Annotated in this window: 11 protein-coding genes; 5 read left to right on the top strand and 6 right to left on the bottom strand. The window is 54.7% G+C overall.

Annotation, left to right across the window (positions count from 1 at the left end):
- Positions 1 to 8 precede the first annotated feature (8 nt).
- The 4 genes from FOE74_RS07845 to FOE74_RS07830 form a co-directional block, all read right to left on the bottom strand.
- Positions 9 to 1373, bottom strand: coding sequence for a M23 family metallopeptidase (locus FOE74_RS07845; RefSeq protein ID WP_149098027.1), 1365 nt, complete (start codon positions 1371 to 1373; stop codon positions 9 to 11).
- A 101-nt stretch (positions 1374 to 1474) separates the two neighbouring features.
- The gene (locus FOE74_RS07840) at positions 1475 to 1732 is read right to left on the bottom strand and encodes a hypothetical protein (RefSeq protein ID WP_149098026.1); all 258 of its coding nucleotides are present in this window, start codon (positions 1730 to 1732) and stop codon (positions 1475 to 1477) included.
- Between the two features lie 35 nt (positions 1733 to 1767).
- Entirely contained in the window at positions 1768 to 2283 is a 516-nt protein-coding gene (locus FOE74_RS07835) for a hypothetical protein (protein WP_149098025.1), read from the bottom strand.
- A 79-nt stretch (positions 2284 to 2362) separates the two neighbouring features.
- Positions 2363 to 3193 carry an MOSC domain-containing protein gene (locus FOE74_RS07830; RefSeq protein ID WP_149098024.1) on the bottom strand — a complete coding sequence of 277 codons (831 nt, stop codon included), beginning with the start codon at positions 3191 to 3193 and terminating at the stop codon, positions 2363 to 2365.
- Positions 3194 to 3709: 516 nt separating this feature from the next.
- Here FOE74_RS07830 and xseA point away from each other — a divergent pair.
- The 3 genes from xseA to FOE74_RS07815 all read left to right on the top strand — a co-directional run bounded on the left by xseA (position 3710) and on the right by FOE74_RS07815 (position 6605).
- Positions 3710 to 5290, top strand: coding sequence for an exodeoxyribonuclease VII large subunit (xseA, locus tag FOE74_RS07825; RefSeq protein ID WP_149098023.1), 1581 nt, complete (start codon positions 3710 to 3712; stop codon positions 5288 to 5290).
- A gap of 122 nt (positions 5291 to 5412) precedes the next feature.
- Positions 5413 to 5625 (top strand): exodeoxyribonuclease VII small subunit, encoded by a 213-nt coding sequence (xseB, locus tag FOE74_RS07820; protein WP_149098022.1) that lies wholly within the window; start codon positions 5413 to 5415, stop codon positions 5623 to 5625.
- A gap of 110 nt (positions 5626 to 5735) precedes the next feature.
- Positions 5736 to 6605: a sulfurtransferase gene (locus FOE74_RS07815; protein ID WP_149098021.1), complete on the top strand. Its 870-nt coding sequence runs from the start codon at positions 5736 to 5738 to the stop codon at positions 6603 to 6605.
- Positions 6606 to 6734: 129 nt separating this feature from the next.
- Here the strand turns inward: FOE74_RS07815 and FOE74_RS07810 are convergent, their stop codons facing one another.
- Positions 6735 to 7943 (bottom strand): S8 family peptidase, encoded by a 1209-nt coding sequence (locus FOE74_RS07810; protein WP_149098020.1) that lies wholly within the window; start codon positions 7941 to 7943, stop codon positions 6735 to 6737.
- A gap of 283 nt (positions 7944 to 8226) precedes the next feature.
- On the opposite strand from FOE74_RS07810, the gene FOE74_RS07805 reads away from it, so the two are divergent.
- Together FOE74_RS07805 and FOE74_RS07800 are read left to right on the top strand one after the other, a co-directional pair.
- On the top strand, positions 8227 to 8988 hold the full coding sequence (locus FOE74_RS07805) for a peptidylprolyl isomerase (protein WP_149098019.1): 762 nt from the start codon (positions 8227 to 8229) through the stop codon (positions 8986 to 8988).
- Between the two features lie 90 nt (positions 8989 to 9078).
- A complete protein-coding gene (locus FOE74_RS07800) occupies positions 9079 to 9474 on the top strand; it encodes a hypothetical protein (RefSeq protein ID WP_149098018.1) in 396 nt (131 codons plus the stop codon).
- A gap of 165 nt (positions 9475 to 9639) precedes the next feature.
- Here the strand turns inward: FOE74_RS07800 and FOE74_RS07795 are convergent, their stop codons facing one another.
- Positions 9640 to 11730: a M13 family metallopeptidase gene (locus FOE74_RS07795; protein WP_149098017.1), complete on the bottom strand. Its 2091-nt coding sequence runs from the start codon at positions 11728 to 11730 to the stop codon at positions 9640 to 9642.
- Positions 11731 to 11852: the final 122 nt, after the last annotated feature.

Below are 11852 nucleotides of genomic sequence, written 5' to 3'. Positions count from 1 at the left end.
GAAGATCTCTATCTGGCCGCTTCCGCGGGAATCCAGCCGGTAGCCCCGTTCGTTTCTGATACCAGCCAAAAGTCTTCCTGCTTGGCCAGCACCTGCACCATGGAATCAGCCGCCAGGCTCTTCTGGGCGGCCGCCAACGCTGAAGAGGCATCTAAGAGCGGGGCTTCCCGGCGCAGCCGAACAGTCTGCAGGGGCTTCTCCAGGTTTTCTACCAGGGAGGCGGCCAGGTAGCCTTGCTGTCCGTTGGGCAGCATGACCCGGTACCAATTGGCAGAGCCAGCCAACACCTGCAACGGAACGTGTTTGGAAAGGGTGAGGATGGGTGTAGCGGAGGAAGCCGGGGCTTCGCGCAAGGTAGTGTTGGCTTTTGCTACCCGCACCCAATCCCCGAACCTTTTTTCATCTGCCTGCAGCGAGGCTGGTTTGGTGCGACTTTGGTGCACGTAGGGGAAAGGGTCTACCGCCCCCTGCCCAAACCGGTAAATCCCGAAGTGCAGGTGCGGCGCGGTGGTTCTGGCGTTGCCGGTGTTGCCCATCAGCCCCAAGGTATCTCCAACGGAAACCCGTTGCCCAGGCTGCACCAGCTGGCTGTCTAAGTGGGCATAATACAGGCTCTGCTGACGTTTCAGGTCAGAAAGCCACACCACTTTCCCGCCAATGGGCGTTTCGTTCACCCGGGTCACCACGCCTTCCACCGCGGCTACCACCGGGGTATTGCGGGCCGCGAAAATATCAATGCCCTCGTGCCGCCGCGCGCCGGCATCGCGTTCCGCGCCCCAATAGCTCTGCACGGCCCGGCTGTCTTTGCCTTGCACCGGAAAAGCCAGAATGGGCATGGTTTCAATAGTGACGGTGTACTGCCCGCTCCGTAAAAGCTCTGGCTGGAGCCGCACCAGATGCGGCAGCTCCTCTTCCACCTCATACTCCAGGCTTTGGGCCGTGGTGTCTGCGTAGGCCACCTGTTTGGGGACCGACGCCTGGGTAGGGTCGGCCTCAAACAGGTCTATGAACACCTGGGGCACCTGCTGGCCTTGGGTTTCTACTTTCACGGCCACTTTCTGCCCTTGCTTGACCGTAAACCGGTAACTGGCGGCCATGGGTTTTTCTGCCGGGAAATACCCTGTCTCTTTAAAAGGCAGGGAGACCGGAACCGCTTGCTGCAGCGCGCGTTCGCCGGCCGCCAGCCACTGCTGGCCCAGCGCGGTCTGATCCAGTTTGGCTTCTTTCAGGCCCGCCTGGTACTTCTCATAAGGGGTTTTCTTCTCAAAAACGCCTTTCAACGTGTTTTGCGGACTACAGGCCGTCAACAGGAACAACCCCAGCACTAGCACCAAGAAAGGAAATCGCGGGGGAGGAATAGTTATAATTCGCATGCGTCTATCGCTTTACATGAACAACCCGGTTAAGGCAGATAAAGTTTGATCTGCCCCAACCGGGTTGTTTTACGCAGGAAGGCGTGCCAGGTAACAGTGACCTACTCTTCTTCCACCCGCTGGTGCGGATGGGAATAGCCCCGGGCGGCGGCCTCCTCAATGACCTCGTACTGGTCCAGCATAAGGTTGGGATTGTCTGAGTTAGTGGCCTTCACGTACACGCCCTCCGGGGTACGGTAAATGGCATAGTTATGCAGTCCGAACGGGAAAAGATTGTTACTGCGCAATTCTTTGGCGTAGGTGAGGTCCAGTTGCTCTCCTCCTTGGGCGGTGACTAAATAAAGGCTGTGCTGCGTCATGGTTCTTGGTGCTTAAAGGTTTGGCGGTAGGTGGCTTAATTGCCTGCCTCTCTGGTTTGCCGGGCCAGCCAATGCTTGGCCTCTGAGACCGAGTAGAAATGCCGGTTGAGGCAGATGCCTTTCCCGTTGGAGATTTCCTCTATGGCATGAATGGCTAATTTGGTGAAGATTTTCTCAGATACCACCAAGGCGATGTAGAGATAACTGCCTTTGGCACGGGCGGCTAACTGCTCTACAATGGAATTGCCCACCCACTTCTGGTCGTCTGGAGACACCACGCCCATCAGCCTTGCATCTACGAATAACCGCTGCACAGAGGTTCTGGCCATAGAAGCCACTGCTCTTTGGTTGGCTTCCCTGAATTCCGCTGAAGTGCCCTGCCGTTTGTAGAGCAGGTAAACCGCTTCTAAAACCGCATCATGACCGGTTGTGGCATAGTCATTATCTGTGTGCACCATGGGAAAAAGGGGGATATCTGTCGTTTCGCTTACAAAGTACGGCAGAAACAACACCCGCTGCAAGTGCCTTAACGCCACTACTTTTATTTCCACCTCCTGCCCTCTGAAGTCCTTACAGCCCTGCCATTGGTTTACCGGGTGTTTTTATCATTCTGCCGGTAAAATGCTTCCCTTACATAGAGGCAGAAACCGAGGCGGTTTCCATCACCGAGATGGGATCGCCTACCGCTACCGTTCCCGTAGAAAGACCTATCAGGTTCATCCCGAAGATGACCTTGTTGCCCTTGCTCTGGTAAGAGGCCAGGGTTTGCAGCGGCTCTTTACCGGCCTGGGCCGTGTCTTGGTCTATGGTGGTCACGTTGCAGCGGCCACAGGGCTTGGCCCCGTAGAACAAGACATTGCCAATCTTGAACGTCTTCCACTGCTCCTCGGCGTAGGGCTGCCCGCCAGTGAACACGAAGTTGGGTCTGAACCGGTTCATGGGCACAGGATCTGTCAACCTGGCATTCAGATCATTCAACGACTCCTGCCCGATGATAAGGAATGGGTAACCGTCAGAAAAGCTCACCTTTTCATTGTGCTTGGCATAGTTAGGGTCAATCAACCTGATGGAATTCTCTGGCATGTACACCAGGCGGCAGTTGATCCCCAGCGCTTCTGAAAACCAAGCGTTTGCCTCAGGGCTCACGATAAAGGCAAAGCAGATATCGTCCCAGATGGTGACCAGGGTAGAGCGGGTGCTGTTGGCCTCATAGGGAACCAGCAAAGGAGCCAGGACGCGGGATTTATGCGTCACCAGCAGGCCCTCCGGACTCAGGGCCACCTGCAGCAGGGCCATCTCGGCTATTTTCCGCTGGGTGAGAAAGATGCCACTGTCGTCAATCAGCATCCAGCGCCGGTCATATTGGAGGCCTCTTTCTTCCACCTCCGCTGAAGTCAGGGAAATACCGCCTAAAGATTTGATGGGATAAATGTAGATTTCGCTGAGTACTAATGCTGGCATACGGTTTTCTTGGTGGTGAGCATGGCCTCCCGCCCCCTGGGGTTACCAAAGGTAGGAATGATTCTTAAAACGCGAAGAGCCTAGGGAAGGATTTGTACTTTATGAACAATTTCACGAGAACAATGGAGAAATGAGCCCAGATAAATACCTCTTTTTGACTTCTTTCCCTTTTTCCAGGCCTCCTGCCTTCCCCAAGGCCATCTGCTACTTCCCCTGAAAAGGAACACTGCTCAAGGACCGGGGCCACAACTTTGTTTCAGACTTATTTTCCCCAAAACAAGCCTGACATAGTAACCAGGAGGTTGGTCACTCTATCTGCGTTTAAGTTGGGGTACTTTTGATGACAAGACGCTTAAAGTTTTCTACTTTAGATCTTTCTGCTGAGCATAGGTCTTTCCTAATATTCTTAGGAAATTTTTAACCCGGCACCAAATTGCTTAAAATTTTAGCCAACGCATTGGCGGAAATCATAAAAACCGTACTTTTAGGAGACTGAAATCAAGAGGAGCGCAAGGCATGGGGACACATTTTCAGAGTAGCCGCGAAGAAATTTCGTTTACAATCAGCACCAACCGTCCCTTCACGCTCTATGAGTTCAACCGCCGCCTGCGCGAGGAGATGGAAAATGCCCTGCCGCACCGGTATTGGATCATTGCCGAAATCTCTGAGGCTAGGGTCCACCACCAAAGCGGGCACTGCTACCTCACCCTCACCGACAAGGAACCCGGCTCTAAAAGCACCCTCACCGCCCAGGCCAAAGGCACCATCTGGAAGCGCCAATACCAGGAGATCGCCCAGTATTTTGAAGCCCAGACGGGCCATAAACTAAGGGCCGGCCTCAAAATCCTGTTCAATGCCAGCGCCCGGTTCCATGAACTGTACGGGTTCAGCCTGGAGATCCACGACGTGGACCCCACCTATACCCTGGGCGACCTGGCCCGGCAACGGCAGGAAACCATTGCGCGGCTCCAAACCGAAGGGCTCCTGGAGTTGAATCAGCAAAAGGTACTCCCTGAGGTTCCCCAACGGCTGGCAATCATCTCGTCACCCACCGCCGCCGGCTACCAGGATTTTGTGGCCCAGCTGGAAAACAACCCCTTTGGCTACTCCTTCCAGCTTACGCTGTTTGAGGCGAGCGTGCAAGGCATGGAGGCCGTTTCTTCCATCAAAGCGGCGCTTTCCAAAGTAACCCTGCAACAGCAGGCCTTTGATGCGGTGGTCATTATCAGGGGCGGCGGCTCTCAGACCGACTTATTATGCTTTGACCACTATGAGCTGGCTTCCGCCGTCGCCCAGATGCCCCTGCCCGTTTTGACCGGAATTGGGCATGAGCGCGATGAGTCCATCACCGACCTGGTGGCCCACACGCCCCTGAAAACCCCCACCGCCGTGGCCGCTTTCCTTATTGACCGCCTCAATGAGTTTGAGGCCACCATGGAAGGCGTGTTTTTCCAGATCAAAGAAGCCGCTTCGGCCCTGGCCGTTGCCCAGGAGCGGCGGGTAGCCCTGCTCACGTCCCAGATCCAGCAACGCACCAATACGTTTCTCCATAACCGGCACTACCAGCTGGAATGCCAGACCCGCACCTTGTCTGATAAACCGCAGAAATTCCTTACTAGTGAACAGCGGCATGTCATGTGCGAGGAACTCAGGCTTACCCATGCGGTACAACAGGTGCTCCGCACAAAGGAAAACAAGCAACATCAGTACTCGCAGCACCTGGAGACCTGTAGCCTGAAGAAGATGGAAACGGGGCAGCGGAAGTTGACCCACCTGGAACACTGCCTGCAGATGTCCTCTGAGCAGCGAATCCAGAAAGCCCGGCTCCATTTCCAGAAAAACCAGCAACGGCTGCTGTACGGGGCCAAAGACCATTTGCAGATCAAAGGGCACCAGCTCCAGCTTCTGGAAATGGACGTCAAATCCCATGACCCGGAGATCATGCTCATGCGGGGCTATACCCTCACCTACGTGAACGGCAAGCTGCTGCGGTCCCTGGACCAGGTAACGCCCGGCGACCTGTTGCAGACCCGCCTGCTGGCCGGCACCGTCACCAGCAAAGTCACCAAAACCAAAGAACCAGACCTTTTTGATTAACCTTTTTTAATTACGAATTAAGAATTAGGAATTAAGAATCTGGCTTGGGTTAGTTTACACTACATCCTTTTCTAATTATTTCAATTCCTAATTCTTAATTCCCCATTCTTAATTACTTAGCTATGAGCAATATTACTTATAAACAAGCCACCCAAGAATTAGAGGCCATCTTGAAAGCCATTGAGAACGACGACGTAGACGTGGATGAACTGACCCAGAAAGTTCAGCGCTCCTCAGAGTTAATCAAGCTGTGCAAGCAGAAACTCCGCAATGCGGAAGACGCCATCAGTCAGGTTTTCAAAGACATTAACTGCGAAGACCCCAAAGCCGAGTAAAAGCTATGCCGGCCCGTTTTAAGCTGGGTTTTTGAAAAAGCAGGGCAAACGACCCTCGTCTTTCACTAGTTTTTCTTAAGCCGCTTTAACATTATCTAACGCACAAGCCCATGGTACACCCCATCATTGACCCGCAGGAATTGGTTTCCCTAGCCAACGCACAAGAGGTGATTCTCATTGACGCGCGGCAAGGGCCGGAGGCCTTTGACCAATACCAGCAGGAACATCTGGCGCGCGCGCGCTATGTGGATCTGGAGAAAGACCTGGCAGCTGTTCCCCAGAATGCTGCCCAGGGAGGCCGGCATCCGCTTCCGCCTATACAGCAATTCGCAGCTTACCTGGGAGGATTGGGTATTACGCCTTCTTCCCGCGTGGTGGTGTATGACGACAAAGCCGGAGCCAACGCTGCCGCCCGCTTCTGGTGGATGCTGAAAGCCGTAGGCCATGCCAATGTACAGGTGGTAGACGGAGGTTTTCAGGCTGCGAAGCAAGCTGGTTTCCCGGTCCATGATGCCGTTCCCGCTCCTACCCCGGCCCCTGCTTATCCGGTGACGGACTGGCAACGCCCTACCGCAGATCTGGAGGAAGTGGCCCGCGTAGCCGGAGACAAAGAACACCTGGTGATAGACGTGCGCGATGCCTACCGGTATCTGGGAGAAAGTGAACCCATTGACCCCGTGGCGGGCCATATTCCCGGGGCCGTCAACGTTCCGCTCACCGGGAATCTAGTGCCTGACGGCCGCTTTCTTCCTGCGCCTGCTTTACAAGAGAAATACAGAAAAGTCCTGCAAAACGTCTCTCCAGAGCAAGTGATTGTGCATTGCGGCTCGGGCGTGACAGCGTGCCACACCCTTTTAGCCCTGGAAAGCGCCGGTATCTCCGGCGCCAAGCTGTACGTGGGCTCCTGGAGCGAATGGTGCCGCAATGACCAGCCCATAGGAACAGCGAAGGATTTTGCGCCAAAAAACCAGGCCCTGTAAATACCTTTCCCGCCAAAGCTCGGGCAAGCGCAGGCTCGGTTTTAGGCAATTTTTAGAAAAATCAGGCTTAAAACAGAGAGGCCGTTCCTGAAGAATCAGGAACGGCCTTTCTGTTTTTGTTACACCAAATTAATGGATGATAATGCGATCTGGGTTACCATCAGGGTCCCCTATCACGGTTCCATCGGTTCTTGGGTTGCCAAGCAGCATGACCCCGGCCGCGTGCGGCGTAGCCATTGACGTACCACTGATGGTGTTGTAGGCTCCGCCTTTCCAGGTGGATTTGATGGCTACGCCAGGCGCGCAATAGTCTACCGGGGTGCCATAATTAGAGAAAGAGGCCCAAGCATCCTTATTGTTCATGGCTGAGATGGTGTACACGTTGGGACCGTTGGCCCGCGCTGGAGAATGGTTGAGGGCATCATCAGACTCGTTGCCGGCGGCCAGACAGAAGATAATTCCTTTACTGGCTGCGTTAACCACCGCATTGTCTAAGGTGGTGGAAACCCCACCGCCCAAGCTCATGTTAGCCACGTCTCCGGCTTTCCCGTTGGTTGCCACATAGTCTATACCGGCCATGACACCAGAAGTAGAGCCGCTGCCCTGTGAGTTCAGTACCTTCACGGCGACCACGGTGGCGTCATGCGCCACACCAATCACGCCTATGGTATTGTTTTTGGCCGCAATGGTACCTGCCACGTGGGTGCCGTGCCCGTTGCCGTCATCCGCGCTGCGGGAATCAGTACCTGAGGTAATGAAGGTTTCACTACGAGCTTTGTCTACGTTCAGGTCTGGATGGTCCAGGTCAATACCAGAGTCAATCACCCAGGCAACTTTTCCAGCCCCGCTGGCATATCCTACCCTTGCTATGCCATAAGGAACCTCCTGCGCAGGTTGGGTGGTTCCACCGCCGCCCGGCTTGCCTAAGCTGATCACTTTGTCGGGCTCCACATAGGCCACCCGGCTGTCACGGCTCAGTTTAGCAGCTTCCGCCTCTGAGAGACTCACCGCGAACCCCTGCAAAGCCTTGCCATACGACTGCTCAATGGCTTCGGGGTTAATGCCCCGCTCCCGCAAAATTCCCTGCCCGAAGCTTTTCACTTGCCGCAGGCGCTCTGCATAAGACGCACTCTCTGCCAAACGTAATCCACTTTCCTTTTTCAGGACCACAATGTATTTTCCGGCAATGATGTCACCAGTATTAGAAACACCAACTACTTCTTCTGGCTGCACGGCTTCCTCTGCATTCTCGCAGCTTTGGAAGGTACAGGAAAAAGCGACCAAGGCAGCGCCAATAAAAAATTTAAACGGACGGATGAAAGGGTACTTGTTGCGCATAATCACTTGTAAGTTAAGGTGAAATAATGTTGACCACTCTCAGTTGAATGGTACCTAATGTAAAAAGAAGAAAGGGCCAGCACAAGGTCTAAACGCTGTATCTTTCCATTATTTTCAACGTATACGGCCGTTTCAGAGCCCTTTTTCCCCATCTGGGTCAAACCTGGCTCCCCCTGAAAATCAAGCCCACCTTGACAGCATCCCTCGGTTTGAAAGTGCTTTTTGCGAATTCACTTCCTTCTTTTAGCTTTACCTGCCCGTTAACCAAAGCCTAAGAATTAGAATGGCCCTGTTCAGCTGTGTTCCCTCGTTTGGCAGTAAAATCTTCTTATTATTCTCCCTAGCCTTGTTGTGCGCCTGCGGGCAGAAACAGGACCCACCTACCCAGGCCAACACCCCACCACCGGCCCCGGAACCTGCCCTTCTTACCCAAGAAACGGCGGTAGACTCCCTGACCGCTTATGGGAAGGCGCATCCGCATGACACCCTGGTCCTGATCAGCACCCCTAAAGGCGACATCAAAATCAGGCTGTATAAAGACACGCCCCTGCACCGGGCAAATTTCGTGCGGCTGGCCAATTATGGCTTCTTTGACAAAACCGTCTTCTTCCGGGTAGAGAAAGACTTCATGATCCAGGGCGGGCGCTCAGATTTCCAGACCATGAAAATCGGTACCTACAAGATTCCAGCTGAGATTAAACCACATTACTTTCACAAGCGCGGCGCGGTAGGCATGGCCCGCTACGGAGACGACGAAAACCCCGAGCGCATGTCCTCTAACAAAGACTTCTATATTGTACAGGGCCACAAATTGCCAGACTATGAGTTGCAGGCCACCATCAAGGAGTTTAAGCTGAACCTGACGCCTGCTCAGAAACAAGTCTACCGTACCCAGGGCGGCGCCCCTAACCTGGACCAGACCTTCACCGTGATCGGAGAAGTGGTAGAGGGCATGGCCGTAGTAGACAGCATCGCCGCCGTTCCGGTAGACCAGACCAAGTGGCCTTTGAAAGATGTCGGTATGCAAGTACGGGTGGTGAAGTAAATCTCCCTTCGGAAGAAAGAAACCCATACCCTTTCTACCCCACTTTAGGCCGCCGGCTTAGCATGTAGTAAAATTCTTTTGTTCTCTCCCATGAAGCACAGACACCTCCTTAGCACAGAATCCCTCACCCTGGAATATAACGCCATAGATGATATTCTCCTCAGTAAATGGAAAGGGCATCTTTCAAATGAGCAGATCAAGGAAGGCTACGAAAGCATTGGGGTTCACCTGAAGAAGAATTTCTGCCATAAACTCCTGGACAATCACCTGGAAGTGCGGGGGCTCTGGGTGGACCTCGCTGAATGGGTTGCGAAGGACTGGCACCCCCGCGCAGAGGCCCTGGGTCTGGAGTACCATGCCTTTGTCTTTTCCACCAGCACGTTCAGCCACCTCTCCACAGAAAAAGCCCTGAGCTTGATCACGACCAGTATCGTGGCCGGTTTTGAAGAGGAAGGCTCCGCCGAGAAATGGCTGAAATCCTTTTAGGCGCATTTTAACGTTTTAGCCCGAAAACGCTTTCGCGGAACTACCTGCCTCTGCCCATCTCCAGCTTGCCGCAGGCCACTTCTTCTTTTCATAAGACACAAAAAACGCACCTCTGATGGGAGGTGCGTTTTTTGCTTTTTTTGGCAAAAACAGCTTTAAAGCGGCTTACCAGATATGCACGCGCTCACCTTCTGGCCGGTACATTTTGTTGCCCGGGCCACAGCCGAAGGCTTTGTAGAACTGCGGCATGTTGGACAAGGGCCCGTTGATGCGGAAGGCAGCCGGGGAGTGCGGATCTGTGAGCACTTGCTGGCGCAGGAAGTCATTGGTGGCGTTGGTGCGCCAGATCTGCGCCCAGGCCAAGAAGAACCGCTGGTCTGGGGTGAAGCCGTCAATCTTGCCCACGTTCTTATCGGCGATGGCTTTCTGCAGGGCGCTGTAAGCAATGTTCAACCCTCCAATATCGGCAATGTTCTCGCCCATGGTCAGTTTCCCGTTCACAAACACGCTGTCCAGCGGCTGGAACGCGCTGTACTGGCGGTCTACCCTATCGGTACGCTCCTTGAACTTGGCCTTGTCTTCGGCAGTCCACCAGTCGCGCAGGTTTCCGGTAGGGTCATACTGGCTGCCCTGGTCGTCAAACCCGTGGGTCAGCTCATGGCCAATCACGGCGCCCATGCCCCCGTAATTCACGGCATCATCGGCTTTGGGGTCAAAGAACGGCGGCTGCAGAATCCCGGCGGGGAACACAATCTCGTTCATGGTAGGGCTGTAGTAGGCGTTCACGGTGGGCGGCGTCATGCCCCACTCGGTGCGGTCTACCGGCTGGCCCAGCTTGGCCACGTTGCGGTTGTAGTTCCACTGGGCGGCATTGAGCATGTTCTGCAGGTAAGAGGCCCGGCTGATGGTGAGCCCGGAATAGTCTTTCCACTTGTCTGGATAGCCGATCTTCACCGCGAAGGCGTTGAGTTTGGCCAGAGCCTGCTGCTTGGTGGCATCGCTCATCCAGTCCAGATTCTTCACGTGCTCCTGGAAGGCGGACCGCAGGTTGTTGACCATCTCCAAGGCTTTCGCTTTGGCTTCTGGGGTGAAGGTCTTTTTCACGTACTCCTGGCCCAGGGCTTCGCCGATGGTGCCGTCTGTGGCGCCCAGGACCCGTTTCCAGCGCGGCTGCATTTCTTTGGTGCCGCTCAGGAATTTGCTGTTGAAGTTGAAGCTCTCCTGCACAAAGGCCTGCGGCAGGTAAGGGGCAGCACCCCGCACCAAATGCCAGCGCAGGTAGGTTTTCCAGTCACTTACCGGCACCGAGGCCAACATCTGGTTCGCTTCTTTGAAGAATTCGGGCTGGCCCACCACTACTTCTTTGGCGGCCTTGCCGTTCAGGTGGCCCAGCAAGGTAGGCCAGTTGAAGTTGGGCGCCAGTTTCTGCAGTTCGGCCACCGTCATTTTGTTGTAGGTGGCATAGGGGTCGCGCTGTTGCACGCGGCTCATGGAGGCGTTGGCCAGGCGGGTTTCCATCTCCACCACTTTGGCGGCATTCTGTCTGGCTTTGGCCTCAGAATCACCCAGAAGCTGGAACATGCGGGCCACGTGGTTCTGGTATTCGTCTTTCACGCTCTTGGAGCGGGCATCTGTCTTGAGGTAATAGTCGCGGTCTGGCAAGCCAAGACCGCCCTGGCGGATGTTGGCGATGTGCTGGGTGCTGTTCTTGCGGTCCTGGCTTACCCCAAACCCGAACAGGGCGCCGTTGCCTATCTGCTTCTGGCGGGCCAGGGTCTGCAGCAAGGTAGACCGGTCTTTGATGGCGTTGATGCGGTCTAACTCAGGTTTCAAGGCCCCGAGGCCGGCGCGCTCAATGGCCGCGGAATCCATGCCGGCAGCGTAGAAATCCCCCACCATCTGGGCCGTTGATCCTTTGGGGGCGTTGGTCTGGGCCACGGCCGCATCCACTACCGCCCGCAGGGCCGCGTTGTTGTTGTCCCGCAATTCATTGAAACTGCCCCAGCGGCTCTCGGCGGCGGGGATCGGGTTGTTTTTCAGCCATCCGCCGTTGGCGAACAGGTTAAAGTCTTCACAGGGAGAGACGCTTCGGTCTAGGTTAGCCATGTTCAACCCTATGCCTTTCACCTCAGGCTCAGATTGGCTTACGGCCGGTGTTTCTGGGGTTGCCGTTTGGGGAACGGCAGGTTGGCTGCAACCGGCGGCCACCACCCCACTAAAGGCAGAGGCGAGCCAAAACAAATTATGTTTCTTCATAATGATGTAAGTGATTAACAATAAGTTACCTTATCCAAGAACCTACTGGAGACTAATATAATGAGGCAGGAGCCTTAAAACAAACAAACGGTTGTATATCTCTGGTGACACCTCCCTGTGAA

The sequence above is a fragment of the Rufibacter glacialis genome (genome assembly GCF_008271745.1).
In the GTDB taxonomy this organism is placed as follows: domain Bacteria; phylum Bacteroidota; class Bacteroidia; order Cytophagales; family Hymenobacteraceae; genus Nibribacter; species Nibribacter glacialis.
The sequence above is the reverse complement of the archived record's forward strand: the minus strand, read 5'-3'. Positions and strand labels throughout refer to the sequence as shown.

Coding starts and splice junctions, on each gene's coding strand:
- FOE74_RS07845 (WP_149098027.1), bottom strand. CDS start 1,373: ATGCGAATTATAACTATTCCTCCCCCGCGATTTCCTTTCTTGGTGCTA.
- FOE74_RS07840 (WP_149098026.1), bottom strand. CDS start 1,732: ATGACGCAGCACAGCCTTTATTTAGTCACCGCCCAAGGAGGAGAGCAA.
- FOE74_RS07830 (WP_149098024.1), bottom strand. CDS start 3,193: ATGCCAGCATTAGTACTCAGCGAAATCTACATTTATCCCATCAAATCT.
- xseA (WP_149098023.1), top strand. CDS start 3,710: ATGGGGACACATTTTCAGAGTAGCCGCGAAGAAATTTCGTTTACAATC.
- xseB (WP_149098022.1), top strand. CDS start 5,413: ATGAGCAATATTACTTATAAACAAGCCACCCAAGAATTAGAGGCCATC.
- FOE74_RS07815 (WP_149098021.1), top strand. CDS start 5,736: ATGGTACACCCCATCATTGACCCGCAGGAATTGGTTTCCCTAGCCAAC.
- FOE74_RS07810 (WP_149098020.1), bottom strand. CDS start 7,943: ATGCGCAACAAGTACCCTTTCATCCGTCCGTTTAAATTTTTTATTGGC.
- FOE74_RS07805 (WP_149098019.1), top strand. CDS start 8,227: ATGGCCCTGTTCAGCTGTGTTCCCTCGTTTGGCAGTAAAATCTTCTTA.
- FOE74_RS07800 (WP_149098018.1), top strand. CDS start 9,079: ATGAAGCACAGACACCTCCTTAGCACAGAATCCCTCACCCTGGAATAT.
- FOE74_RS07795 (WP_149098017.1), bottom strand. CDS start 11,730: ATGAAGAAACATAATTTGTTTTGGCTCGCCTCTGCCTTTAGTGGGGTG.